General features: G+C 64.3%; 22 protein-coding genes, 1 tRNA gene and 1 pseudogene. 10 read left to right on the top strand and 14 right to left on the bottom strand.

The genetic code is table 11. The annotated features are described in order from the left end of the window. Positions 1–3: 3 nt before the first annotated feature. From LI72_RS03290 to LI72_RS03305, 4 genes are all read right to left on the bottom strand, one after another. Positions 4–1104: a hypothetical protein gene (locus LI72_RS03290; protein ID WP_033924475.1), complete on the bottom strand. Its 1101-nt coding sequence runs from the start codon at positions 1102–1104 to the stop codon at positions 4–6. Further along, complete coding sequence (locus LI72_RS03295; RefSeq protein WP_033924476.1) at positions 1098–2204, bottom strand: phosphotransferase; 1107 nt, start codon at positions 2202–2204, stop codon at positions 1098–1100. Before LI72_RS03295 ends, LI72_RS03290 begins: the two co-directional genes overlap by 7 nt. A gap of 108 nt (positions 2205–2312) precedes the next feature. Beyond that, positions 2313–2792, bottom strand: coding sequence for a DUF1465 family protein (locus LI72_RS03300; protein ID WP_033924477.1), 480 nt, complete (start codon positions 2790–2792; stop codon positions 2313–2315). A gap of 124 nt (positions 2793–2916) precedes the next feature. After that, entirely contained in the window at positions 2917–3114 is a 198-nt protein-coding gene (locus tag LI72_RS03305; protein ID WP_033925234.1) for a YdcH family protein, read from the bottom strand. Between the two features lie 207 nt (positions 3115–3321). On the opposite strand from LI72_RS03305, the gene LI72_RS19480 reads away from it, so the two are divergent. After that, complete coding sequence (locus tag LI72_RS19480) at positions 3322–3480, top strand: YdcH family protein (protein WP_081984587.1); 159 nt, start codon at positions 3322–3324, stop codon at positions 3478–3480. 129 nt (positions 3481–3609) lie between these two features. On the opposite strand, the gene LI72_RS03310 is transcribed toward LI72_RS19480, so the two are convergent. Continuing rightward, positions 3610–4686: a DUF5694 domain-containing protein gene (locus LI72_RS03310; protein WP_197051798.1), complete on the bottom strand. Its 1077-nt coding sequence runs from the start codon at positions 4684–4686 to the stop codon at positions 3610–3612. Between the two features lie 177 nt (positions 4687–4863). On the opposite strand from LI72_RS03310, the gene ptsP reads away from it, so the two are divergent. The 7 genes from ptsP to LI72_RS18910 all read left to right on the top strand — a co-directional run bounded on the left by ptsP (position 4864) and on the right by LI72_RS18910 (position 13226). Next, a complete protein-coding gene (gene ptsP / locus LI72_RS03315; protein ID WP_033924478.1) occupies positions 4864–7146 on the top strand; it encodes a phosphoenolpyruvate--protein phosphotransferase in 2283 nt (760 codons plus the stop codon). Between the two features lie 164 nt (positions 7147–7310). Further along, positions 7311–8207: a helix-turn-helix domain-containing protein gene (locus LI72_RS03320; protein WP_081984592.1), complete on the top strand. Its 897-nt coding sequence runs from the start codon at positions 7311–7313 to the stop codon at positions 8205–8207. A gap of 222 nt (positions 8208–8429) precedes the next feature. Further along, entirely contained in the window at positions 8430–9338 is a 909-nt protein-coding gene (locus LI72_RS19485) for a tetratricopeptide repeat protein (protein WP_231562348.1), read from the top strand. Further along, positions 9322–10284 (top strand): tRNA lysidine(34) synthetase TilS, encoded by a 963-nt coding sequence (gene tilS, locus LI72_RS03330; protein WP_033924479.1) that lies wholly within the window; start codon positions 9322–9324, stop codon positions 10282–10284. The genes LI72_RS19485 and tilS overlap by 17 nt, the downstream gene beginning before the upstream one ends. Positions 10285–10399: 115 nt before the next feature. Then, positions 10400–12355, top strand: a complete 1956-nt coding sequence (gene ftsH / locus LI72_RS03335; RefSeq protein ID WP_033925238.1) for an ATP-dependent zinc metalloprotease FtsH — start codon at positions 10400–10402, stop codon at positions 12353–12355. Positions 12356–12370: 15 nt separating this feature from the next. Beyond that, positions 12371–12763 (top strand): hypothetical protein, encoded by a 393-nt coding sequence (locus tag LI72_RS03340; RefSeq protein ID WP_156139466.1) that lies wholly within the window; start codon positions 12371–12373, stop codon positions 12761–12763. A gap of 88 nt (positions 12764–12851) precedes the next feature. After that, positions 12852–13226: a hypothetical protein gene (locus LI72_RS18910; protein WP_156139467.1), complete on the top strand. Its 375-nt coding sequence runs from the start codon at positions 12852–12854 to the stop codon at positions 13224–13226. 54 nt (positions 13227–13280) lie between these two features. Here LI72_RS18910 and LI72_RS03350 read toward each other — a convergent pair whose 3' ends face one another. The 4 genes and pseudogenes from LI72_RS03350 to cpdR form a co-directional block, all read right to left on the bottom strand. Continuing rightward, entirely contained in the window at positions 13281–14258 is a 978-nt protein-coding gene (locus LI72_RS03350) for an NAD(P)H-dependent flavin oxidoreductase (protein ID WP_033924480.1), read from the bottom strand. 44 nt (positions 14259–14302) lie between these two features. Continuing rightward, on the bottom strand, positions 14303–15076 hold the full coding sequence (locus LI72_RS03355) for a thioesterase family protein (protein ID WP_033924481.1): 774 nt from the start codon (positions 15074–15076) through the stop codon (positions 14303–14305). Between the two features lie 99 nt (positions 15077–15175). Continuing rightward, positions 15176–15250, bottom strand: a tRNA-Val gene (locus tag LI72_RS03360). A 108-nt stretch (positions 15251–15358) separates the two neighbouring features. Continuing rightward, positions 15359–15737 (bottom strand): annotated as a pseudogene (gene cpdR / locus LI72_RS18700) (cell cycle two-component system response regulator CpdR). A 197-nt stretch (positions 15738–15934) separates the two neighbouring features. Here cpdR and LI72_RS03370 point away from each other — a divergent pair. Next, positions 15935–16834, top strand: coding sequence for an N-formylglutamate amidohydrolase (locus LI72_RS03370; RefSeq protein ID WP_081984595.1), 900 nt, complete (start codon positions 15935–15937; stop codon positions 16832–16834). A gap of 268 nt (positions 16835–17102) precedes the next feature. Further along, positions 17103–17516: a hypothetical protein gene (locus LI72_RS03375; RefSeq protein WP_052129475.1), complete on the top strand. Its 414-nt coding sequence runs from the start codon at positions 17103–17105 to the stop codon at positions 17514–17516. Positions 17517–17528: 12 nt separating this feature from the next. Here the strand turns inward: LI72_RS03375 and LI72_RS03380 are convergent, their stop codons facing one another. The 5 genes from LI72_RS03380 to uvrA all read right to left on the bottom strand — a co-directional run bounded on the left by LI72_RS03380 (position 17529) and on the right by uvrA (position 26340). Continuing rightward, positions 17529–18428 (bottom strand): hydrogen peroxide-inducible genes activator, encoded by a 900-nt coding sequence (locus LI72_RS03380; protein ID WP_033924482.1) that lies wholly within the window; start codon positions 18426–18428, stop codon positions 17529–17531. Positions 18429–18766: 338 nt separating this feature from the next. Continuing rightward, on the bottom strand, positions 18767–20251 hold the full coding sequence (locus LI72_RS03385) for a TolC family protein (protein WP_052129476.1): 1485 nt from the start codon (positions 20249–20251) through the stop codon (positions 18767–18769). Further along, positions 20251–21354 carry an efflux RND transporter periplasmic adaptor subunit gene (locus LI72_RS03390; RefSeq protein ID WP_033924483.1) on the bottom strand — a complete coding sequence of 368 codons (1104 nt, stop codon included), beginning with the start codon at positions 21352–21354 and terminating at the stop codon, positions 20251–20253. Before LI72_RS03390 ends, LI72_RS03385 begins: the two co-directional genes overlap by 1 nt. Further along, a complete protein-coding gene (locus LI72_RS03395) occupies positions 21341–23065 on the bottom strand; it encodes an ABC transporter ATP-binding protein (RefSeq protein ID WP_231562349.1) in 1725 nt (574 codons plus the stop codon). The genes LI72_RS03390 and LI72_RS03395 overlap by 14 nt, the downstream gene beginning before the upstream one ends. A gap of 341 nt (positions 23066–23406) precedes the next feature. Further along, positions 23407–26340 carry an excinuclease ABC subunit UvrA gene (gene uvrA / locus LI72_RS03400; protein WP_033924484.1) on the bottom strand — a complete coding sequence of 978 codons (2934 nt, stop codon included), beginning with the start codon at positions 26338–26340 and terminating at the stop codon, positions 23407–23409. Positions 26341–26389: the final 49 nt, after the last annotated feature.

The following is a 26389-nucleotide window of genomic DNA, read 5'->3' on the forward strand; positions in this document are numbered from 1 at the left end:
TGGCTAGCCGCTGATCGGCGTATCGACATAGCCGGTCAGCCCCCAGGGCTGATAGGGTCCGAGGACCAGCTGTTCGAACGTGCCGAGCCCTGTTTCGCCCGCGCTGGTGGTGACCCGGCACAGGATCTGCACATGCAGATTGCCCATGTCGGGGGCCAGCGGATCGAGCGCGGCGAGATCGAAATCCTCGCGCTCCACCGCCATGCTCCCATGGTGCAGCCCATGGCCCCAACGCGGGCAGGTATAGCCGAGGCCGCGCATCTGGAAGCGCTGCAGCGGCTCGAAGCTGACCCCCAGCGGTCCTTCATCGGTCTCGATCGTCAACTCGCCGCCGCCCGGCCAGCGGGTGCCCGCCTGATGCCGCGTGGCAAGGCTGGCTGCGGGGGTCTCGACAAAGCCGTCATGTCCGGCGCCATCGGGGGCAATCACTGCGCGGGTGTTCCATGGGCGCCCGCTGCGGTGCGCGTTGAGATGGAAGAACAGACTGCGGCTGGGAAGGTTGATCGGCGTCCATTGCCAGAAGAAGCTGGGTGCAAGTCCGCCCGAATGGGGCTGCGCGTCGCTGGCGCCGACAGGGCGGACACCCCAGCTGCGGTCACGCGTGCCGCTGCACCCGTCTGCGACTTCCATGCGCACACCATCGATCTCGATCCAGCCGCTGTAATGGCCGTTCTGCGTCATCCGGGTATAGTCCATGAAGGTCCGCGGGCCGTTTCGGAAGGTGAAACGCGGTTCCTCGATCGGAAACGCGCGCCCGGTGAACAGCAGGTCGGCCGCCATGCCTTCGCCATCAACCCGGATGCGCAAGGCCTTCAGCGGTTCGACCACGTCTATGCGGATAGGCCCGACTTCCAGCGCCATGCGCTCCATGCCGAGTTCGCGTGAAGCATGAAGATTGTGCTGCATTCCATTGCGAATACAGCAAAAACTGGCGTCTGCGATGTCGAGATGGGGATAGACGCCAAAAGCCAGGGCGAAAAAGCCCGATCCATCCGGATTGTAGCCGTTGAAGAAATAGCGATCATAGAAATTGCGGTCCGTCCCCGAATAGGCGATCGGCTCTGGCGTCTGGTGCAGAGGAAAGTCATCACCTTTGGTCAGCATGGTATTGTTTCCGTATGTTTTTCCGCATGACGCAGCAAGGCGCCGATGCTGTCATGATCCAGCGCCAGGCTGCATGCTCCGCGCGCCATCGACAGGAAGTTGGCATCGCCGCGCTCTGTCCGTTCGACAAAGGCGGCGCTGAACACGGCGGTGGACAGTCCGCTGAGCGCCCCGATGCGGATATCGTCCCAGATCTCAGCGCGGCGTCTCGGCACGCCCAGCCGCGTCATCTCCGCGCAGTAGAGGTCGATCAGCTCATCCTCATGCGCGCGGCGCACGTCCGTGCCGATCCCGGTGCCCAGGAAATAGCCCAGGTCGCTGGTGCCGGCGCCGGTGACGCAGGTCTGCCAGTCGACCACGGCCAGCGGTTCGGCACCGCCGCGGATATCGAACAGCATGTTGTCGAGCCGGAAATCACCATGGGTGATACAGCGGGTGCCGGGCGTGAAATGAAACCAGGTGGCGCACTGCGCGGCGAGCTGTTCGCAGATGGCGAGATATTCAGGCTCGATCTGCCCGGCATAGCGTTCTGCAAAAATGGCCTGGGCACCTGGATAGGCCTGGATGATCCAGTCGCGCGCGGCCGGATCAGGCTGCAGCCAGTCCTCGTCGAGCACCGCGAGCCCATCGGTGGAGGCATGGAGCAAGGCTGCCTCGCACACCGCGCCGCGCGCCTGTTCAGGCGTGCACGCTTCCAGCTGGTTGCCGACCTTTGCCGGCCCCAGATCCTCGAACAGAAGGATGAAGTCGCAACCCGCCTCGTCGATCAGGGCGGTGTAGGTGCGCGGCACGCGCATCGGGATGAGCGGCGCGACGCGGGCGTAGAAATTGACCTCGCGCAGATACAGCCTGAAATGCGCCGCGGTCGCCCGGCTGGTGGCGTCGCGCGATGGCAGCTTGGCGGCGATCGTTGCTGGCAAGGAGGGAGAGGCGCGGTCATAGCCGAGTGTGATGCGGACCGTGTCGCCGACCTGGCCGGTGCCGATCGGCTGGGTGGCCAACGTCGTGATCCGCGCACCATCCAGCACACCAGCCCGATCGAGCGCGCGCTGAAGCCAGTCACGGCTGATATCTTCCGCCCGGGTGGGGAATGCCTCCATGTCCATCCTCTCCGCCGGATCTCGTCCGGTCGTTGTTTAATCGTATGATTAAACAAGGGGAGGGGGAATGCAATCGCGCAGTTGCCGCCCGCAGCGCGGGCGTGTGCGTCAGGCGAGTTCGCTGGCCAGTCGTGCCTGCATCTGGTGAACCATCGGATGCATCGCCTGCGCTTCGATAAAGCCCAGCCGCTCGGCTTCGAGCGAGTGTTCCAGCCGAACCAGTCTATCGAGCAGATGCTGGGTCTCGGTCACCAGCCGCTGCGCCTCGGCGGGCAGGCGGGCGACGACAAAGGCATCGCTCGTGCTGCATTTCCCCAACGCGCGGCTGCGGCTGCGCAGCTGGTGCTCGGAAAGCTCGCCCGCAAAAAACGCCTTTTGATTCAACAGCCAGGCGATCGAGTGCATCAGTCGGGTGGTCACGCGCAGCGATTCGCACGACATGTCGATGCGGACCTCATCTTGCTGGGCCAGGCCCTGCTCTTCGGCGCTGAGCTCGAAAAAGGCGCGCGCTTCGTCGGCGAGGACCATCGCTTCGACATAGAGCGACTCGACCAGCTTGGCGGTGAACTCGGATGGGTTGCTTTCCATGCGCTATCCTTGCCAAACTCGCGGGCGGCTGCACAGGGTCTAGCTTTGGTTAACCCCCCAAACCCGGGGGGTGTGTCATCCCGGAACACCCGGGCTCGCAGCGGTAAACCGCTGACCCAGGCTGTCAGGCGATGATGTCCGGGATAAGATAGTCTTCCAGCATCGCAATCTGGTCGCGCAGCATCAGCTTGCGCTTCTTCAGCCGGGCGAGCTGCAGCATATCGGCGGTGCCGCCGTTGCTCAGCGCCAGGATGGCATGGTCGAGGTCGCGATGCTCGATGCGCAGTAAGGCCAGCTTCTGCCGGACTTCTTCCTCTGTCACGCGCGACACCTTTCCCCACCACGGCCCGCCGCCACGATCGCAGCGAATTCGCCATAGCGCAGGCGTGATGCCTGCCGGTTATCGCGGTTATGGAATGTTTCGCCGCATTGCAAGCACGCCTGTGCATAAACCCGAGAGACAGGTCGGAAAGATTATGTTTAGATCACGATCCCAAGATGAGAAGGCAACGAGTCGAAGGAGACATACATGCTGCAAGACAGTCATACCGAAGCCCTCAAGGCCAAGCATGCCGGTATCGAACGGATGATCCACGACGAAGAACGCCGGCCAGCGCCCGACACCGCGCTGATCGCCAAGCTCAAGAAGCAGAAACTGCGCATCAAGGAAGAGATCAGCCTGCATTGATCGGCTGATGTGATACCGCGGACGCCGGCCGGGGGGCCGGGCGCCCGCAAATCCGCCCGGCGCGCCTGCAAGACCCAGACCGGTCGGGGGCAGAGCGCGCGTCGGGCGACGGGGGCGGATCGACAGATCCTAGTTCAGGACCTGCCCCGCATCGACCAGCCTGACATCATGCATCTGGTCGAGATAGGCCTCGTAATAGCCCTTGTGCGAAGCCCCGACGATAGTGAGCATCCGCGTGCCGGGATAACGGCTCATGACATCGCGCATGTTGGCCACCATGCGGAGGTTGCGCGTTTCCCAATAGCCCAGATATTTCCGGCCGAAGCCCTGGGGTGACGGTTCGACGAACGCGGCGCCGAAATCGGATCGGTACGCCAGCATCGGTGCACCCGGCGCGTTATAGGCCCGGTACAGGTTCAACAGCCCATCAGGTTGGGACAATTGCGCATTGAGCCGGTCGCTTTCGGCGCGGCGTGCCTGGGTGGCCGGATTGTCCCAGGCCGTCATGATCGCTTTTTCGTTGGCGGCAAGCTCGGCCGGATCGGTGGGCTCGGGCGAGTCTGCCGAATGATCGTCGACGCTCCACAGGCGCTCGTGTCCCAGTCGCGCCGCGAGCACCGCCGCCAGCATATAGGTCTCGTTCTTGCGCGCTGCGGCCTTGTCGAGCGTGTCCACCAGCGCCTCTGTCAGACCATCGCCGACCTTGCGGTCATCGGGCGCCAGCCTCAGCCACTGGACCAGCGCCGATCCGCGTTCTCCCGCGGCCAGCAGGATCGCCGCCAGGCGGCGGCGCTCGCCGGGTGCAGGGTTGGTGCGCCAGGCTGCCAGCAGCCGTTCCGCCTCGGCATTGGCCTCGAGGACGCTCATGCCCGTCGCGGCGGCCGCAGGGGACGGGTCGTAGCAATAGACCTTCACCGTTTCTGCATAGCGCACCGGATAGCGGCGCAGGCTGTCGCATTGCAGGCCAGAGAGGTCCTCGGTGGCGATGGCGGTGGGACGCCACGCGGCCAACCGGTCGAGCAGCGGCGTCAGCAAGGCGGGTGTGAAGCTGTCCGGCAGACCCGACAGGTGCGGCGTACCCAGCACCAGAACCTCGTTCGGCGTGCCGGGGGGCGGGCCCTTCAACGTCTGCGGCTGGAACGCGGGACGATAGCCTTGCGCCGAAACGGGGAGGGCGGTCAGTCCGATCCCTGTGGTGGCCAGCAACGTCGCTGCAGCACTGCAGCGCAAGAGCAAACGAACGATCAAGCAAACCCCCAACAATAAGGTGTGTTGCTGTATTGATACGATAGATGGCCTGGGCTGTCCAGGCCTCAGCAATCCCCCCAGATCGGAGCGAAGCCCCGATAGCCTAGCGCCAAAGTGCGTGCTAGACCTTGGGGCATGTCAGAAGCCCAGATCAACGCCACGCTCGCTGCCCGCAACATTCTTACCCGTCTGCACGATGTCATGGCCGCGCGCACCAATGCCCAGGCCAAGCTCAACCAGGTGGTCGACATCATCGGGGATTCGCTCAACAGCGAGGTGTGTTCGATCTATCTGCTGCGCGAAGGCGTGCTCGAACTGTTCGCGACGCGCGGGCTGAACCAGGAGGCGGTGCACGTCACCAAGCTGGCGCTGGGCCAGGGGCTCACCGGCACGATCGCCAAGAATGTCGAGACGCTGAACCTGGCTGAAGCCACCGCGCATCCGGACTTCCAGTATCGCCCCGAAACCGGTGAGGAGAAGTTCCACAGCTTTGCCGGCGTGCCGATCGTGCGAATGGAGCGCGCGGTGGGCGTGCTGTGCATCCAGCATGTCGAGCCCCGCCGCTATCTGGAGGTCGAGATCGAGGCGATGCAGACGGTGGCGATGGTGCTGTCCGAACTGATCGCCAATGCCGGCCTCGTCGACACCCAGGGGGCCAAGGACGGCGGCGCAGAGCTGACCCATTCGCAGCGCGAGATCGGGTTCACGCTGGTCGCCGGCCTCGCCAGCGGCAAGGCGGTTTTCCACCAGCCGCGGATCACGATCGAGCATGTCGTGGCAGAAGACGTCGAGGTGGAGCGCCAGCGCGTCTATTCCGCGTTCATCAAGATGCGCGAGCAGATCGACAAGATGGCGAGCCAGGCCGAATTCGGCACCGGCGGCGAGCATGACGAGGTTCTCGAGACCTACAAGATGTTCGCTTATGACGAAGGCTGGTCGCGGCGGATCAACGAGGCGATCGACAGCGGCCTGACCGCGGAAGCCGCGATCGAGCGGGTGCAGCAGCGCACCCGGATGCGGATGCGCAAGATCGACGATCCGTTGCTGGCGGACCGGATGCACGATCTGGAGGATCTCTCCAACCGGTTGCTTCGCATGGTGTCTGGCCAGATCGGCACCGCAGCGCAGATGGGGCTGCGGCAGGACACGATCCTGATCGCCCGCAACCTTGGCCCTGCGGAGCTGCTGGAATATGACCGGCGGCGGCTGAAGGGCGTGATCCTGGAGGAAGGCTCGCTCACCGCGCACGTCACCATCGTTGCGCGCGCCATGGGCATTCCGGTCATGGGCCGGATGCGCAACATCCTGCACCAGGTGCGCCAGGACGATCATCTGCTGATCGATACCAACGAGAATTCGGTGCTGATCCGCCCGGCGCCGCAGGTGATCGAGGCGTTCGAGGCGAAGTTCCTGCGCAGCCGCGAAAAGCAGGCCGCCTATGCCGCGCTGCGCGATGTCGAGCCGCGCAGCAAGGATGGTCAGCGGATCGATGTGATGATCAACGCAGGCCTGCGCGACGACATCGCGCATCTTTCGGTGACCGGTGCCGATGGCGTGGGCCTGTTCCGCACCGAGTTCCAGTTTCTTGTCTCGGCCACGCTGCCCCAGCGCGAACGCCAGCTGCGGCTCTACCGCGACGTGCTGGATGCGGCGGGCGAGAAGCCGGTGATCTTCCGCACGGTCGATATCGGCGGCGACAAGTCCTTGCCCTATCTGCGCGAGGATGGACCGGGCGAGGAGAACCCCGCGATGGGCTGGCGCGCGGTGCGTGTCGCGCTTGAACGCGACGGGCTGCTCAAGGTGCAGGCGCGCGCGCTGATCGAGGCGGCGGCCGGGCGGACGCTCAACGTGATGTTCCCGATGATCGCCGAGCCTTGGGAGTTCGATGCCGCGCGCCAGGTGTTCGAGGATCAGCTGGCCTTCCTCAAGGGACGCAAGAAGATGCTGCCCGACCGGATCCGCTATGGGGCGATGCTCGAGGTTCCCGCGCTGGCCGAAACGCTCGACATCCTGGGCCCCAATATCGATTTCCTGTCGATCGGGACCAACGATCTGACGCAGTTCCTGCTCGCGGCCGATCGGGCACACCCCAAGCTGGCGCAGCGTTACGACTGGATATCGCCCGCGATCCTGCGCTTCATTCGTCGGGTGGTGCGTTCGGTGGAACCGTACAATATCGATCTGACGGTCTGCGGCGAAATGGGCGGGCGGCAACTGGAGGCGCTGGCGCTGCTGGCGATCGGGATTCGGCGGCTGTCGATCACCCCGGCTGCGGTCGGGCCGATCAAGGCGATGGTCCGTTCGCTCGATCTCGAGGCAGCGCGCGCCAAGCTGGACGAGATGCTGGCGCATCCCCCGGCCAACATGCGCGCCGATCTGCTGGCCTGGGCGCAGAAACAGGGTGTCGAGCTGGGATAGATGTCCAGCCCGAAGGCTTTCTGAAAATTACCACCAATTTACATCTATTGGGTTGCTGAAAGTGGTAAAAAACGGCCAATAACGTTGACTTTTAGGCCTGTTCATGTTTCTCCCATCGCAGGGGCAACATCATAACCGGGACAACCCGGATCGGGAGCGCACACGTGGCAAACACGTCAGATGAAGCAACGGCTGTGCCCTCGATCGAGGGCGCATCCACTGGTAACCTGTTTCCGCCCGCCCATGTCGGCGAACGGCTGGCCGAGGCGCGCCGTGCCCTGGGGCTGACCCTGCAGGACATCGGTTCGCGCACGCGCATTCCGGTTCGGCATCTGGAAGCGATGGAAGCCGGGGCCTTCGAAAGACTGCCCGGTCGCACCTATGCCATCGGGTTCGGCAAGGCCTATGCCCGGGCCGTGGACCTTCCCGAAGACGAGGTTGCCCAGAGCATTCGCGAAACGCTGGGCGGTTCCTCCGCCATCCCGGCGCGCGATGCCACCCAGTTCGATCTCGACGAACCGAGCAAGGTGCCTTCGGCCCGGTTGGCGCTGATGGCAGCCGCCGTCGGTGCGGTCATCCTGATCGCAGGCTTTGGCGTCTGGCGGACCTATTTCTTTCCCGGGGCGAATGTCGAAGATCTGGCACAGGCGGCCGATGCTGCCTCGGCCGATCCAGCGGCGGCCGCAAAGACCCGCGCTGCAGCAGCCCGCAAACCGGCAGCTGCCCCTGCCGTCGATCCCAAGGCCGAGGTCGTGTTCACTGCGACCGAGGACAACATCTGGATCAAGTTCTACGATGGCGAGGGCAAGCAGCTGATGCAGAAGCAGATGGCGCTGGGCGAGCAATATGCCGTGCCCGCTGATGCCGTCGAGCCCCAGGTCTGGACTGGTCGGCCCGATGCCTTCGAAATCACCGTCGGTGGCCGCAACGTACCCCCGCTCGGCACATCCGAGGTCGCGGTGAAGGATGTTCCGGTCACGGCGGCTGCGCTGATGGGCCGCCCGCCCGTTGCATCGCAGGATGCGGCCGATGCGGGCAATGGCGCTCGCGACGATAGCTGATCGCCCATATCCTTTCGGTCAACTGCCGTTCAGTGACGTCATGACATCCAATTTCCGCGCGGCTGGCTTTGACGAATGCTGCCAGGCCCGTATAGGTTTGCCGTGACGTACCCATTTGCAGAGCTGGAGCCTGATATGCCGACCGCCCGCCCAATTTCGGCCCTTCATCGCCAAATCAGCCTGTCCGCCCGCTTGCTGGCGGGCACATTGCTTGCGGCATGCATGGTCGCATCGAACCCTGCGGCGGCGCAGGCCGCTCCGCTGGAGCCGCGCGTCAAGAAGCTGGAGTCGGAAATGCGCGCTGTCCAGCGGAAGGTGTTTCCTGGAGCATCGGACCGCTTCTTCGAACCCGAAATCTCGGCACCGGCCGCTGGCCCCTCGACCACCGGCGTCAGCGCCAGCGCCCCGCTGACCGACCTGCTGCAGCGGGTGGATACGCTGGAAACCCAGATCACGCGGTTGACCGCGCAGACGGAAGAGAACGGCTTCAAGCTGGGCCAGCTGGAAAAGCGCCTGGCTGTGCTGGAAGATCAGGCCAAGCAGGCTGCAGACGCGGCGGCTGCCGCGGCAGCGCCTGCCGCAGGCACGGTGCTGGGCGGCATGGCGGGGGCAGGGGCCGGTGCTGGCCCAGCCTCGTCGGCGTCGCGTCCGGCGACCCCTGCAGCGGCCAGCACGGCTGCGGCGGCTCCCAGCGCAGAACGGATCGCTGCGGTCTCCAAGATCGAAAAGCCGCAGACCGCCGATGCCGGCGAGGATGCATATCTTTACGGGTATCGCCTCTGGGAGGCCAAGTTCCTGCCCGAAGCCCAGGCCCAGCTGCGCTTCACGCTGGAAAAACACCCCAAGCACAAGCGGTCGAGCTACACCCGCAACCTGCTGGGCCGCGCCTATCTCGACGATGGCAAGCCCAGCGCCGCTGCCAAGATGTTCGCCGAGAATTACGAGAAGGAGCCCAAGGGCGACCGCGCCCCGGAAAGCCTCTATTTTCTCGGCGACGCTTTGGTGAAGCTGAACGAGAAGGCCAAGGCCTGCGTGGCTTTTGCCGAACTGGCAGAGGTATATCCCGATGTCGCGACGGGGCGCCTGTCCGACCGGTTGGCCACCGGGCGCCGCAATGCCGGATGTAAATGATCCACTGCTGACTCGGATCGAAGACGCGCTGGTCCGGTTGACCGGCGCGCAAGACGGCTCCCTTCTGCTGGCCGTGTCGGGCGGGCCTGACAGCATGGCCATGCTCGATATAGTGCGGCGCTGCTGGACCGGTCAGGCGATGGCCGCAACCGTCGATCATGGCCTGCGCGCCGAAAGCGCCGCCGAAGCGCAGATGGTCGCCCGCTATTGTGCCGATGCCGGCGTGCCGCACGCCACCTTGCGTCCGTCGGCGCCGATCACCGGCAGCCTGCAGTCGGCGGCGCGCGCGGTTCGCTATGCCCTGCTGCGCGGCCATGCCGACCAGTGCGGCGCGGCATTCATCGTCACGGCGCATCATGCCGACGACCAGCTGGAAACCATGCTGATGCGCCTCGCGCGGGGCAGTGGGGTCGACGGGCTGGCGGGGGTGCGGGCGCGCAACGACAGCATCATCCGCCCCATGCTGGGGTGCCGCAAGGCAGAACTGGTCGCCTATTGCCAGCAGCAAAGCGTTCCCTCCATCTCGGATCCCAGCAACGCCAACAGCGATTTCGATCGCGTCCGGATGCGGAGCGCGCTGGCCCGGTTCGATGTGGTCGATCCGTTGATGGCGACGCGATCGGCCGATGCGCTTGCCGAAGCCGCAGCAGCCCTCGACTGGATCACCGCCCGCGAGGCGCAGCATGTTATCGTGAACGATGGCGGGGGTGCGCGTCTGCTTGCGACCGACTATCCCCCCGGGCTGCTGCGTCGCCTGGTCCAGGCCTGTCTCGATATCGTCCAGCCCGGCCTGGCCCCGCGCGGTGGGCAGATGGATCGCCTGATCGCATCGCTGCAACAGGGCGAACAGACCATGATCGGCAACATTCTGTGCCAGGCTGCAGCGCAAGGCCAAGGCTGGCACTTTGCGCCTGCGCCGCCGCGGGCCACCTCTGCCATCATCTGACTGTCGACGACGCGACCGAATAATGGGGCTGCGGGCCAAATGGCGGCCGGATTATATTGTCATTCAGGAATAGCAGCCTATCTTGATGATGGTTTACCGCTTCAAAGGCTTTGTGATGAACGACGATCAGGATCCCGGCTCGAACCAGAACGGCTGGATGAAGAACATGCTCATCTGGGCGGGGGTCATCATCGGCCTGCTCGTCGTGGTGTCGCTCATCGATACGCGCGGCTCGGCCGATCGCGGCAGCTCGATCAGCTATTCGACTTTCCGCGACCGTGTCGCCGATGGCCAGGTCAAGAATGTCGTCATCTCATCCGATCGCATCACCGGCACTTACGCCAACGACGAACAGTTCTCCGCAGTCCGCGTCGAGAACGACCCGACCCTGATCCCGCTGCTTGAGGAAAAGGGCGTCGATTACAGTGGCAAGGCCATCGAACAGCCCAGCCTGCTGGTCGCGATCCTGTTCCAGTCGCTGCCTTTCATCCTTATCATCGCCATCGCGTTCTTCGTGCTTCGACAGGTGCAGAAGGGCGGCGGTGCCAGCGGTGCGATGGGCTTTGGCAAGTCCAAGGCCAAGCTGCTGACCGAAAAGTCGGGCAAGGTCACGTTCCAGGACGTCGCCGGCATCGATGAAGCCCGCGAGGAACTGCAGGAAATCGTCGAATTCCTTCGCGATCCCAGCAAGTTTGCGCGGCTCGGCGGCCAGATTCCTAAGGGCGCGCTGCTGGTCGGCTCGCCCGGTACCGGCAAGACGCTTCTCGCACGTGCCATTGCGGGTGAGGCGGGCGTTCCGTTCTTCACCATCTCGGGTTCGGACTTCGTCGAAATGTTCGTGGGCGTCGGCGCCAGCCGCGTGCGCGACATGTTCGAACAGGCCAAGAAGAATGCACCGTGCATCGTGTTCATCGACGAAATCGATGCCGTCGGCCGTCATCGTGGCAGCGGCCTTGGCAACTCGAACGACGAGCGCGAACAGACGCTGAACCAGCTGCTGGTCGAAATGGACGGTTTCGAGGCGAACGAAGGTATCATCATCATTGCGGCGACCAACCGTCCTGATGTGCTCGACCCCGCGCTGCTCCGTCCCGGCCGCTTCGATCGCCAGGTCGTGGTGCCGGTTCCCGATATCGAGGGTCGCGAGAAGATCCTGCAGGTCCACATGAAGAAGGTGCCGCTGGCACCCGACGTCAACGCCCGCACGATCGCACGCGGCACCCCCGGCTTTTCGGGTGCGGACCTTGCCAATCTGGTCAACGAGGCCGCGCTGCTGGCGGCTCGCCGTGGCAAGCGTCTGGTGGCGATGAGCGAGTTCGAGGCCGCCAAGGACAAGGTCATGATGGGCGCCGAGCGCCGCTCGATGGTGATGACCGAGGACGAGAAGCGCATGACGGCTTACCATGAAGCCGGTCACGCCATCGTCGCCGTGCACGAGCCTGCATCTGATCCGATCCACAAGGCCACCATCATTCCGCGCGGCCGTGCATTGGGCATGGTGATGCGCCTGCCGGAACGTGACGTGTACAGCTATCACCGCGACAAGATGTACGCTAATCTCGCGGTCTCGATGGGTGGCCGCGTCGCCGAGGAAGTGATCTTCGGTTACGACAAGGTGTCCTCGGGCGCGAGCGGCGACATCCAGTATGCCACCAAGCTGGCCCGCGACATGGTCACCAAGTGGGGCATGTCCGACGAGCTCGGCCCGCTGCAGTACGAAGAGCAGTCGGAAGGCTATCTGGGCTATGGCCAGAGCCAGCGGCTGATGATGTCGGACGAGACGGCGCGCAAGATCGATGCGGAAATCCGCAAGGTCGTCGATCAGGGCTATGACCGGGCGAAGCAGGTGCTGAGCGACCATGTCGACCAGCTGCATACCCTGGCGCTGGCGCTGCTCGAATATGAGACGCTGAGCGGCGATGAGATCCAGCAGCTGATCGAGACCGGCAAGCTCGACCGCCCCGATGGCAAGTCGATCAAGCCCGATATCGCTCCCGGCATCGGTGCGGTCATCCCGCGCGCAGGCAAGCGCAAGGGTCCGTTCCACGATCCCAAGCCGCAGGGCGCCTGACAGGTCCGAACTTCGATGTTCGGTTTGACGATGATGCTTCCGGCGCTGCTCGCCACCCAGGCCGCAGCGCCGGTTGCCGTTCCGGCCCCGCCCGAAACCGTGGCTGAATTTCTGACGCAGGCAGACGCGCTGATCGCCATCGGTGGCGATGCCGCAGTCGCATCGCCGCAGGCCGATACCATTCGCGGTGCCCTGCAGCAGGCTGGCATGGCCTATCGCGCCAGCCTTGCAGAAAGTGCGCAGCGTGGCGAGACGCCGCCCAGCTGCCCGCCACCACCGGGCCAGGCGCAGCTCTCGCTCGGCGACATTACCGGCTATTTTCGCGCCTTTCCCCAGGCCAATCGCGACATGCCGCTGGAGACGGCATTCGCGCTGGTGATGACCCTGCTGTATCCATGCAGTACATAGCGGACATGTGGGCAGTCATGGCGCGTTCATGGCGTCATGCTACGAGCTGCGGGGAACACGTTCACGGGGGAAAGTGATGAAGGGTGGAATGCGTTTGTGGATGCTCGCGCCGGCAGCGCTGCTGCTGCTGACAGGAGCGGCGTCCGAGATGACCGTGGCCGAATTTCTGCAAGGCATGAAGAAGGCAGAGAGCCTGGGCCCTGCTGCCTTGCTGTCGAGCGATGTCCGTGCGCTGCGCGCGGAGTCGGAACGGGTGCGCGAGATGTATGTCGCCGATATCACCAAGCAGAAGAAGGCAGGCGGCGCGCGGCACAGCTGTCCGCCTGCCAATGACCGCCCCAAGATGACCGGAGAGGAGCTTCGCAGCTACCTCACCAGCCTCAGCCCCGCGGCGCAGAAGCAGCCCTTCCGCGTCGCGGTCTACAACCTGATGAAGAAGAAATATCCCTGCAAGCCGGCCTGACCGCCGGCGGGGCAATTCCCCTCCGGTCGGCCACCTTGGATCGGCGGGCAGCCATCAGGCCGCGAGGAAGCCTTCCAGCCGTCCGCGGATGATCTGCTCGGCCTCGGACATGATCCGGTCGATCAGCTCCTTGCAGGTCGGGATGTCGTGGATGAGGCCTGCGACCATGCCGCAGCTCCAGGCGCCGGCATCCATGTCGCCTTCCATCATGATCCGCGGATAGACGCCGGCAACCTGCTCGATGATGTCGGTGAACTGCAGATCCTTGCCCTTTTCGCGTTCGATCACCAGCAGCTTTTCGACCGCTTCGTTGGTCATCACGCGTTCGGTGTTGCGCAGCGGGCGCATCACCAGCCGGGTGTCGAGCTCGGAGGCAGCGACGATCGCCTGCTTCACGTTCTCGTGCACCGGCGCCTCCTGGGTGGCGATGAAACGCGTGCCCATGTTGATGCCGTCCGCCCCCATCGCCAGCGAGGCCACCAGCGAGCGCGCATCGGCCTGTCCGCCCGAAGCCACGAAGGGAATGTCCAATTCGTCTGCGGCGCGGGGCAGCAGGATCATGTTGGGCACATCATCCTCACCCGGGTGGCCACCGCATTCGAAGCCATCGACCGACACCGCATCGCAGCCGATCGCCTGCGCCTTCAAGGCGTGACGCACGCTGGTGCATTTGTGGATCACCTTGATGCCGGCCTCCTTGAGGTAGGGCAGCACCGATTGCGGGTTGTTGCCTGCGGTCTCTACCGCCTTGACCCCATTCTCGATGATCACGCGAACGTAACCGGGGTAATCGGGGGCGGTGAGCACCGGCAGGAAGGTCAGGTTGACGCCGAACGGCTTGTCGGTCAGCGCCTTGCACTTCTTGATCTCGGCATCGAGGTCTTCGGGCGTCTTCTGGGTGAGGCCGGTTATGATCCCGAGGCCGCCCGCATTGGAGACGGCGGCGGCCAGCTCGGCAAAACCGACATAATGCATGCCACCCTGGATGATCGGGTGCTGGATTCCGAACAGTTCGGTGATGCGGGTCTTCATGGGCGTCTCTCCTGTTTATGCTTGTCTGGGTTGGCGCAGCGCCTTCAAACGAAAAGCGCGACGCTCTGCATGGCGGCCATCACCGGCTCCAGCCGGCTGTTCCACACGGTCATGTACTGGCTCGATGCGCCGTGGTGCGCGTGGTGGGTCACCGATTCGAGCAGCCACCAGCCATTGTCGGTCTCCGGCGCGTCGGTCAGCATGTTGACCTGCCAGTTCATGCTGCTGATGGGTCCTGCGACCTCCATCAGCCCCATTGCCGAGGGCGGCAGGCCATCACCGATGCACATCAGCTCGGTCATCGGATCGAGACCCTCGCGCGCGGCAAAGCGGTGCCAGTTGGCGAGCTTGGGCGTATTCATGCCCAGCTCGAGTCGCTTTTCGGGATATTCCATCTGGGAGGTGAAGAATTCGGGCGGGCCGCTGCGGGTCGTGCCTTCCGCCGGTGGCGCCGCGACATCGGGGCGGTGGACGCCCTCGAACTCGATCTTGCTCTCGCGCTTGCTCATGAAGATGAAGGTGCCGATGAGGCCCAGCCCCTCGGCGCTGCGAATCTTGACCTCGACAAACGCGGTGTTGCGGCCGCGGCGCAGCAGTTCGCAAGCCACCGTGACCTGGCCCGCAAGTGGCCCCACAAACGCCACCTGAGCCGAACGCAACGGCGGCGCATCGGGCACCGCCAGCCGCGCGGCATGATGCGCGATGGCAGACGACAGCCCGCCATAGGCAGTGCGCCCCTGCATCCAGCTGCTGGGGATGGAAACGGTCCAGCCAGTGTCGGCGGGCACGAACGAAGCGAGGGTTTCGGCGAGATTCATCGCGCGATTAAGACCAGAGAATCTGCGGCGAATCTACCGGAAATTTGGCCCGGTACGCGTGCCGCTACGGATTACTGATGTCGGGAAAAAGGGGAAGGCTGGTGGGCGTAGGAAGGATTGAACTTCCGACCCCTGCGATGTCAACACAGTGCTCTACCACTGAGCTATACGCCCACTCTGTAGCCTTCCTGCCGGTCCCGAAGGCTGCGGCAAGGGCGGTCCATTACAAAGAGCTTGGCGGTCGCGCAAGCGGTAAATGACGCCGCCGCTGCGATTATCCCGTCAAAGGCTCTGAGCAAAGGTGCCGCGTGCAAAAACGCGGTCCACTTCCAGCACCAAATCCTTGAGGTGAAACGGCTTGGAAAGCACCCGTGCGCTGGGCGCAGCCTGCTCTGCCTTCAATGTCACGGCCGCAAATCCGGTGATGAACATCACCTTGGTCGACGGGGAAACCTTGGCACAATGCTGTGCCAGCTCGATGCCATCCATCTCCGGCATGACGATATTCGGTCAGCAGCAGATCGAAATGCTCTTCCTGCAGCAAGGGCAGGGCAGCGGTGCCGCGATCGACCGAGGTCACGGCATAATCGGCCTTTTCGAGCGCCCGTTGCAGATAGGTTCGCATCGCTGCATCGTCTTCCGCCAGCAATATGCGCAACATAACCAAACCCTCCAACGGATGCCGTGCCCCTGTTTATGCCAAAGGCGGTTAAGATTTTCCAGCATTTCAGCTAACCGTTATCGGCCATGCCCCGAAGCAGGACAGCCAGGGAGGCAGACGTAAACCCAGGGTCGATTGCAGGCGAGCCGCAGGCGCGGCTTTGACACGGGCACGGCTTTGGCGCATGTCCATTGTCCATGGATGACGCTCCCGCCGACCATGCCGCCACGGCCAGGCTGTTCAGCCTGGATGGCCTGTCGACAGCGCGTCTGCCGGTGCTGGTCGCCGTACCGCACGCCGGGCGCGATTATCCCGATGAAATCCTGCAGAATCTGCGGGTGGCGCTGCATGTGCTCGAGCGGCTGGAAGATCGCCATGCCGATATGCTGCTGCCAGATCTGGCGGCCATCGGCTGTGTGACACTGGTCGCGCATGCAGCGCGTGCCTGGATCGATCTCAACCGCGCACCCAGCGAAGTCGATCCGCAGATGATCAGCGATGCCCCGCGCACCGCTTTTGCCCAGCCAAGCGCCAAGGTGCGCGGCGGCCTGGGGCTGGTGCCGCGCCGGCTCGCCGAACACGGCGAGCTGTGGCGGCGACCACTGCCTCGCGCGGCCATCGCGGCGCGGATAGCGCGGCTGCACGATCCCTATCACCAGACGCTCGCCCGCACCCTCGCGGCGCTGCATGCCCGATTCGGCTGCGCGCTGCTGATCGACCTGCATTCGATGCCGCCGGTGAAACCGGAATCCGACGCTGCCGTACCACAAATCGTGGTCGGCGATCGCTATGGCCGCGCCGCCGATGCGCGCCTGTGCGATCTGGCGATGCGGACGCTGGCTCAGTCCGGCTTCGAAGTCGCGCTCAACCACCCGTATGCCGGCGGCTATGTGCTCGACCGGCATGGGCGCCCTGCGCGCAACGTCCACGCGCTGCAGATCGAGGTGGATCGCAGCCTGTACCTCGACTCGCACATGCGCGATCCCGGAGAGGGGTTGAGGCAGGTGCGGGCCATGATCGCCGGGCTGGTGCAGACACTGGCCGAGGACCTTCTGAACGGCGAGGACCCCGTCGATCTCGCGATTGCCGCCGAGTAAGTCTGCCGAATCCAACAAAAAACCGCCTCGTGACGGATCACGAGGCGGCCAAGGTTCAGGGAGGAGGTGCACAAGTGCACCTGTCGGAACGCGAAAGGGGGGGAAGCGCTCCGACACTTTTAATGTAGGGCAGATCACTGGGCAGTTCAATGCCTGCAAGGCCAAAAAATGCACCTGCCGGAATTTTCTTGCTAATGATATTTACTCGCAATAACGTTGGTTCCGTCACCGCATCGGGTGGTGGCGACACGTGCAAGAAGGAGTGGTCATGGGCATTTGGTGGCAGGACATGTTGGATCGGCCCGCCGATCTGGGGTCGGCAAGCCTGATCGAGGCCAAGCTGGTCGTGGCCCTGCGGATTGCGGTGTTTGCGCACAAATCGGGGGCGGATCCCGCGCCGCATGTCGCAGCCCGACTGGGCAGTATCAGCCTGTCGAACCAGCTCTCGCTGGTGCTCGAGGCAATGGGCCAGGCCTGGCCCGATCCGTTCAGCGTCTCGCGGCCCTGCTGCGGCAGGCTCTCTCCGGACGAAATCCTGTTCGTGGGCATGGTGCGCAGCGCGATGCGCGGCAACCGTGCGGCATTCGACCGCCAGACGCGCGAGATGCTGGGCGAGGATGCGCGCACCCTGATCTACAACCTCATGTGGCAGATGGGGCGGATGGTGCCGGCCTCTGCCTGACAGCAGCCCGGGTCAGACCGGTTCGTTGACGTAATTGCGGATGAATTCAGCGATCGCGTGGAAGCCATCGCTGAAGGCGGCACCGCTCCGCCACAAGGCCGCGATCGATCGCCGTGCGTTCCAACCGGCGATATCCAGCGTCGCCACGACCTCTGCGCTCTGCGTTTCGGCGGCCATGTAGCGCTCGGGCAGGAGAGCAAGGCCGATGCCGGAACCCACCATCTGCCGGATGCTGTCGAGGCTGGTGCCTTCGTAATCATGAAGGATATGCGCGCCCACCCGCTCGCAGATGTCGCGCGTCTGCCTGTGGAAATGGTGCCGACGGTCGAGAGTGAGGAAACCTTCCCCCTTCAGCGCATCGGCGGGAATGTCCTTCTGGCCCGCCAGCGGGTGGTCCGGCGGGGCGATGATGAACATCCGCTCGCTGAACAGCGGCTCGATCACGATTCCCGAGGCGTCGACGGGCAGTGGGCACAGCATCATGTCCAGCTCGCCGCGCATCACCTGGCGCACCTGATCATCGGGAATGCCCTCGCGGATGTGCAGGCGAAGATCGGGCTGCTGCTTGTGCAGGCCGGCCACGATGGCAGGCATCAGATACGGACCCAGCGTCGGGGTGACGCCAAAGCGCAAGGTCCCGCCGATGCCCTTGCCGGCGCGCCGGGCAAGATCGGAAAGGTCCCGCACCTGGACCAATATGCCCCGCGCGCGCGCCGCGATGTCGCGGCCCAATGGAGTCAGTTGCACATCATTGCTGCTGCGGTCGATCAGTGACGCTCCCAGTCTTGCCTCGAGCGTGCGCAGCTGCTGGCTGAGCGTGGGTTGCGATACATGCACCGCAAAGGCGGCACGGCCGAAATGGCGGTGGTCGTCCAGCGCCACCAGATATTGCAATTGGCGAAGACTGGGCATGCTGGCTCCCCTGGCTTGATAGACGTTGACTATCAAGAATCGGTCGGTCTTTCAAATGGAAACAATGATACAACGTGGCATATTGGGGTCACACCAAGCAGTGGAGCCGGTCACCTCCCCGAACCGCTCTGCCCAAAACTGCTTGATAGATGCCGCGGCTTGAACGGACACCCCAAAGCTGCGGATAGGGTGGCGCATCGGTCCGCCGAGGTCGCAGCTTAGCCTCCGGTGCGTCACCCGCCTATCTTCCTCCGCCAGGTGCACAACAGCACGCCACCACACCGGCGCCCCGCAGGACGCGGCACCGGCGTAGATGTCGCTGCCGATGAAAGCAGTGCTCAGGGCGTCGTGGTCTGGCCGAGGTCTTCGCTCAGACGCAGGGCATCCAGATCAGCGGCCACGGCCACCAGATCGGCGCGCGCCTGTGCCAGCCGAAATTCCGCATCCAGCCGACGGATCGCCGCATTGGCGGCGGCATCCTCGCGCAGGTTGACCAGGAAGAAATCGCTGGCCCCCGCCTGGAACAACCGGCGTTCACCCGCTGCCAGCTTTTCGGCCTGTACTTCCTCGTCGCGCGCCAGCACTGCGAGGCGTTCAGCCGCCGAAAGGTTGGTCGACAGCTGCTGGATCTCGGCAATGATCTGTTCCTCGCTTTGGCGACGCCGCCATTCGAGCGCGGAAATGCTCGCTTCTGCCGCAGCGACCTGACCCTTGGCGGCGCGGTTCTGCAGCGGCATGGAGAAGGTAAAACCGACGACTGCTTCGAACGGGTCACGCGAACGACCGCCCAGGCCTTGCTCGCCAAAGTCCTTGCCGGCTTCGGCGAACAGCCTGAGCGACGGCAGCAGCCGGTTGCGTTCCAGCTCGAGCCGGGTTTCGCCCAGCTCTAGTCGCTGCTCGAGGAGCTTGAGGTCGGGCCGCCGCGCCAGGATCGCTGCCGGATCGGCATCGCGGGCGGCGGGGATCATCGGCAGCGAGGTGGGCAGGTCTGCCGGCGTTGCAACACGCGGCCTGCCATCATCATCGCGCCAGAACAGCGACAACCTTTGCGCTGCATTGGCCAGATCGCGTTCGGCCGCCACCAGCAGCGACTGCCGACGGAGCAAGTTCTGTTCGTTTTCAGTGAGCAATATCGCAGCGCGCGCGCCGAGCTGGACCTGCCGGCGAATGCCCTCCTGCCGGTCCTGCGCCAGCCCGACCAGCGCGCGATACACCTGCACCTGCTGTCCGGCGGCCACCCATTGGCCATAGCTCTGGATCGCGCGCTGCTGCACGCCGATGGCAATGATCAGCGCATCCAGCCCGGCAATGTCGCGTTCGATCATGGCATTGCGCTGGCCGAAACGGCGATCGTCGATCGCGCGATCGCGCAGCAGCGCGAACACGCCGCGCACCTTGAGCTCGCCCAGCTGGTCGGTGAAGCTGTAATCCTCGTAAACGGGGAAATCGCCGCGCGAAACGCGATAGCTGGCCTCGAGCTGACCGCCGTTGTTGGTCAGCGGCTGGATCGCCTTGCCCTGCAGATACGTGCCGTCATAGAAACCGGTGACCCGCGAAAAGCCTTCGCCGGTGAACAGCAAGTCGAATGCGCCTTCGCTCGCCAACACGCGCCCGTCGGCCGCCCGCGCCATGGCCAGCGCCTCCAGGATCGTCGGCGCAAACCGGCGCGATGATTCCAGCACGTCCGACAGCTGCAGCCCCTTGGTCGAGCGCACCTGATCCGGCGCGAGAACGGGCGCGGGCAGGGGCTGCGCCGCCACGGGCGATGCCGCGGCCAGCAGCGTCGTCGCTGCCAGCCCGGCCATCAGCAGGGCCTTGCGCATCACTTCTTCCCCGAAGAGCTGGTCGACGACGACATGCCCTTGGTGCCGCCGGAAGATGCCGCCGAGGCTTCGCCTGCCCCCGCCTGGCTTTCTTCGATCAGTGCTGGGTTCTGCAGCGGGAAGTCGTTGAGCTGACGCCACAGTTCGAAGCCGACCGAGACCTGCTCCATTGCTACCCAGCCGCGCACGTTGGCACCCAGCCGGACATAGGGTTCGCGCGGCCAGCGGGTCTTGCCCTTGGCCTCCTGCACCAGCACGCGGAACAGGCCATTGGGCGAGGCGGCGAGATCGACCTGCTGCACCTGGCCATCGAACAGCCCCTGCGCCACCGAGGGCCAGCCGGAAAACTGGATCGCGGGCCAGCCCTCGAACTCCAGCCGCACCGGCTGACCGCGCCGAATCAACGGAGCATCGCGGCCGTCGACATAGATTTCGACCACCCGGCGGGCCTGGGTCGGCGCAAATGTGGCTAGGACTTCGCCCTGCGACACCATGGTCGCGCGGTCGCCGCCATTGATCCGCTGGATCACGCCATCGCGCGGTGCGCGAACCAGCTGCAGCGACTGACGGGCGAGGTTGATGTCGATCTGGGTAATGGCAGCGCGGGCCTCGGCCAGCGTCGCCTCCATCTCTGCGACCTTGATCCGCGCGAGCTCGTTTTCGCGCCGCGATGCCAGGCCCTCGCTGAACAGCGTGCCGGTGCGGCCGACATCGAGCCGAGCAGTACTGAGCGCGCTTGCGGCGGCGGCGGCCTTGGCTTCGGCCAGGCTGCGTTCGACCTGCAGGCGCTGCAGCAGCATGGGGTCGTTGTCGGAAATCTGGACGATCGGATCGCCCTCCTTCACCACCGAGCCGTCCTGCACGTACCAGCGCTCGATCCGTCCCGAGACAAGGGCCGTGACATTCTGCAGGCGATCTTGCGGGTTGAGTGCGATCACCTGGCCAGCGCCATAGGCGGTCTGGACCCAGGGCACATAGATCATGAACACGGTGGCTGCGATGATGGTCACGATGACCATCGCCGCAATGGCGCGCAGCGGACGCGGCGTGCGTTGCCGCGCCAGCGTGTGGAAGCGGACGAGGGCGCGATCACGCGTTGTCATGGCGCGCCTCCTCTGCCTGACGATCGGTAATGGCAATGAATTCGTCCGGGTCATCGATGATCCGTTGCTGGTCGCAGCCCAGCCAGAGGTAGCGGCAGTCAGGCTGCGGCCCGGCCTGGTACGTGAACTGGATGACAGTCGATCCCTCGGCGCGCATCGCGTTGCGCACATCGGCCAGAATGGCGCCATCGATCATGTCGAAAAGACCGGTCAGGATCAGCAGGCGCGGGCATTTCAGCATGGCGCCAGCCAGCTTGAGCCGCAGCGATTCCGCATAGGAAAGCGGCCAGCCGCTGGTCGACAGCTGCGTATCCAGGCCATCGGGCAGGCGCATGACGCGGTCCTGCAGCCGCACCAGGGCCAATGCACGCAGCACATCGGCGGAAGAGGTCTCCGGCCCGGCGAGGCGCAGATAGTCGCGGATGCTTGCCTGGACGATGGTGGGGCGGTCGAGCACGATGATCTCGCTGCGCAGCCGGAACATGTCGACCATCGCGATATCCTGCCCCCCCAGGGTTACGACGCCGGTTTCGGGCGTGATGTACCGCTTCATGGCATGTGTGAACAACCGCTGCACATCATGGTTCTGCGCCTGCGCCACCAGCTGCGAGCCCGCCGGAATGGCGATGTCGAGCGTGATGCCGGGGGCCGTGCTTGCGTGGGTCACGCGCCGCAGCATCAGGTCGCTGCCGCCGATAGCATCTTCACCCTCGCGTGCCTCTTCCTCCTGCTCGATATGATAGATCAGGCCGATTTCTTCGGCCGCCGCGATCAGATCGTAGGTGGTATCGAGATAGGCGCCCATCTGGCCGAGGCCGAAAAACGCCGCCGACAGGATCAGCTCGGCGGCGACCAGCTGGCCGATCGACAGCTCGCCCTGGATCACCAGCCATCCGCCCAGCGCCAGCAAACCAGCGCTGGCAAAGGCGTAGAGCAGCAGGAAGGCGACCGTCTGCGACATCGTGTAGCGGAAATGCTTGGACTTGGCGTCGATATAGGCCGCGGTCACGCCCTCGGACCGGTCGAGCGCATAATCGACATGCCGACCCGACTTGTAGAATCCGTTGGATGCGCCGACATTCTCGAGCCAGCCGGCGGCGGCATATTTCGCATGGCTGAGCGCGATGCCGGAGCGCACTGCGCCGCGCGTCCAGATCAGCAGGATCAGCATCGCCGTGCCGATGACGATCAGATTGAACGCCAGGAAGAAGGGGTGATAAAAGGCGGTCACGGTAAAGCCGACCGCGGACTGCAGGATGATCGTGAAGCCACCGATCAACAGGCTGGGCACCGCCTTCTGCACGGTGTTGACGTCGAAATAGCGGTTGAAAAGGTCCTGCCGCTTGCTGTCTTCGAAAAACGGGTTGCGCGCATGGATCGATCGCAGCGTGATCTCCGCCACCTGCCGCGCATAGAAGCGCCGGGCGAACAGCTCCATCGTGTAGATGCGCAGCGCCGACAGCAGGACAGCGATCAGCAGCAGGCCAAGTAATGTCCCCGCCAGCGTGATCAGCGGGGTGACAAGCGCGGTGTTGGCGACCGAATTGATCAGCATCTGCACCGAAATCGGTGTGGCGAGCGAGAGCACCGAGACCGCAACGCCATAGATCAGCGCCAGCGCAATGAAGCTGCGCTCGCCCTTCAACAGGCCCAGCATCCATCGGATTGCCTCGCGAGCCCCCATGATGTGATGTTCGGAAGATGAAGCCATGTGTTTGCCTGCCCGTGAATCCAAGGTCGCCGCTGCACGAATTAGGTGACGCAGCCGATAAGCCCATTCGAAAGGCATCCTCCGGAATGATTGCTTTTATCTATCGCGGCAGCACGTGGCTGACGGACTTTTCCATGATATATGTTAACTTGCCCTGCGTCGAACGATTGAAATCGACGATTAATCCTGTCGCGTGGAAAATTCCGCAACTCAAGGAAAAATGGCTGGCAACAGCGGTTTGCGGCTGCACTACGACACGCCGCCGACAGGCGGGCTTCACCTGTCGGGGCGCTCGTTAGACCAATAACCGGTGCGGGGCAGGCCCAGCTGCCCCGGCGGTTCTACCGCTTCAGCAGCGGCGCGAGATAATGGCCTGTATAGCTCCTTGCGACCTTGGCCACCTGCTCGGGCGTGCCCTCGGCCACGATCTCGCCGCCCTTGACGCCGCCTTCGGGGCCCATGTCGATGATCCAGTCGGCGGTCTTGATCACATCCAGATTGTGCTCGATCACGACAACGCTGTTGCCCTGATCGACCAGACGGTGGAGCACCTCCAGCAGCTTGCGGACATCCTCGAAGTGCAGGCCGGTGGTGGGCTCGTCCAGAATATAGAGCGTCTGTCCGGTCGACCTCCGGCTGAGTTCCTTGGCGAGCTTGACGCGCTGCGCCTCGCCGCCGGAGAGCGTGGTCGCCTGCTGGCCGACCTTGACATAGCCCAGGCCCACTTCCCACAGCATCGCCATCTTGTCGCGGATCGGCGGCACCGCCTTGAAGAACTCGACGGCGTCCTCGACCGTCATGTCGAGCACGTCGGCGATCGAATGGCCCTTGAACTTCACCTCCAGCGTTTCGCGGTTGTAGCGCTTGCCGCCGCATTCCTCGCAGGTGACATAGACGTCGGGCAGGAAGTGCATCTCGATCTTGATGACGCCATCGCCCTGGCATTTCTCGCAGCGGCCGCCCTTGACGTTGAAGCTGAACCTGCCCGGCTTGTAGCCCCGCGCCAGCGATTCCGGCAGCGCGGCAAACCAGTCGCGAATGTTGGTGAAGGCGCCGGTATAGGTCGCCGGGTTGGACCGCGGGGTGCGGCCGATCGGCGACTGGTCGATGTCGATGACCTTGTCGCAATGTTCCAGGCCGGTGATCTTGTCGTGCGGCCCGGCAATGATCCGGGCCCCGTTCAAGGTGCGCGCCGCGCCAGCATAGAGCGTGTCGATCGTGAAGCTGGACTTGCCCGAGCCTGAAACCCCGGTGATGCAGGTGAAGGTGCCCAGCGGAATCGATGCCGTCACGCCGCTCAGATTGTTGGCGCGTGCGTTGTGCACGGTCAGCTTCTTTCCGTTGCCCTTGCGCCGCTTGGCCGGAACCTCGATCCGCCGTTCGCCGGTCAGATATTGGGCGGTCAGCGAATCCTCGGACTTCAGCAGCTCCTCGAGCGTGCCCTTGGCGACGATCTCGCCGCCATGCACGCCGGCGCCGGGGCCCAGATCGACGATATAGTCGGCGGTGCGGATCGCATCTTCGTCATGCTCGACGACGATCACCGTGTTGCCGAGGTCGCGCAGCCGCTTGAGCGTGACCAGCAACCGGTCGTTGTCCTTCTGGTGTAGGCCGATGCTGGGCTCGTCGAGCACGTACAGCACGCCCGAAAGCCCGCTGCCGATCTGGCTGGCTAGACGGATGCGCTGCGATTCCCCGCCGGACAGCGTGCCCGAGGTGCGATCGAGGTTGAGATAGTCGAGCCCGACATTGTTGAGGAAGCCCAGCCGCTCGATGATTTCCTTGAGGATCGCCTTGGCGATCTGCTGCTGTTGCGGCCCGAGCTTGTCGTTCAGCGTTTCGAAGAAGTGCAGGGCATCCGCGACCGACCGGCGGGTCGAGATCGAGATGTCCTCGCCCGCCACCTTGACCGATCGCGCCTCGGGCTTGAGGCGCGCGCCATCGCACACTTCGCAGGGCTGGGCGGTCTGGTACTTGCTCAACTCCTCGCGCATCCAGGCGCTGTCGGTCTGCAGCAGACGGCGGTTCAGGTTGCCGATGACGCCCTCGAAGGCTTTCTTGACCTCGTACGACTTGCGACCATCCTGGAAGCGCAGGGTCACCGGCTTTCCGCCGGTGCCGTGCAGGATGATGAGGCGCACTTCCCCGGGAAGATCCTTCCAGGGCGTTTCGAGCGAGAAGCCGAACTCGCGGCCCAGGCTGGAGAGCACCTGCATGTAATAAGGCGAGGGCGGATTGGACTTCGCCCAGGGCACGACTGCGCCCTTCTTCAGGCTCAGCTCCTCGTTGGGGACCACCAGCTGCGGGTCGAAATACATCTTCTCGCCCAGGCCGTCGCAGGCTGGGCACGCGCCTTGCGGCGCGTTGAACGAGAACAGCCGCGGCTCGATCGCCTCGATGGTGAAGCCGGACACGGGGCAGGCGAAACGTTCGGAAAAGATGATGCGGTTGTCGGGGATGCCGGCATTCTTCATGCCCTTCTTGGGCTTTTCCGCCTCGATCGGCTGACTGTCGGCGGCAAGCGCAGCAGCGGGTTCGCCCAGCGCTGCCACCGTGCCATCAGCCAGATCGACGAAGGCCAGTCCGTCTGCCAGTTTGAGCGCGGTCTCGAAGCTGTCGGCCAGCCGGGTTTCGATGCCTTCGCGCACCGCCATGCGGTCGATCACGACCTCGATGTCGTGCTTGTACTTCTTGTCGAGCGCCGGGGCTTCCTCGATCTCGTAGAATTCGCCGTCGATCCGCACGCGGGTGAACCCGGCGCGCTGCCATTCGGCGAGCTCCTTGCGGTATTCGCCCTTGCGGCCGCGCACGACCGGGGCGAGCAGATAGAAGCGCGTGCCCTCGGGCAGCGCCATCACCCGGTCGACCATCATGCTCACCGTCTGCGCGGTGATCGGCAGGCCAGTCGCAGGCGAATAGGGCACGCCGACACGCGCCCAGAGCAGGCGCATGTAATCGTAAATCTCGGTCACCGTCGCGACGGTGGAGCGCGGATTGCGGCTGGTTGTCTTCTGCTCGATGCTGATGGCAGGCGAGAGGCCGTCGATATGCTCGACATCGGGCTTCTGCATCATCTCCAGAAACTGGCGCGCATAAGCCGAGAGCGATTCCACGTATCGCCGCTGGCCTTCGGCATAGATGGTGTCGAACGCGAGGCTCGATTTGCCACTGCCCGAAAGACCGGTGATCACGATCAGCTGATCGCGCGGCAGATCGATATCGACGCCCTTGAGGTTGTGCTCGCGCGCGCCGCGCACGGAAATATGAGTCAGCATGGAGCGCCTTATGTTCTATCGATGTTCTGGTTGCAAGCACGCGATTGCG

It is taken from the genome of Sphingomonas sp. 35-24ZXX (genome assembly GCF_000786215.1).
In the GTDB taxonomy this organism is placed as follows: Bacteria; Pseudomonadota; Alphaproteobacteria; order Sphingomonadales; family Sphingomonadaceae; genus Blastomonas.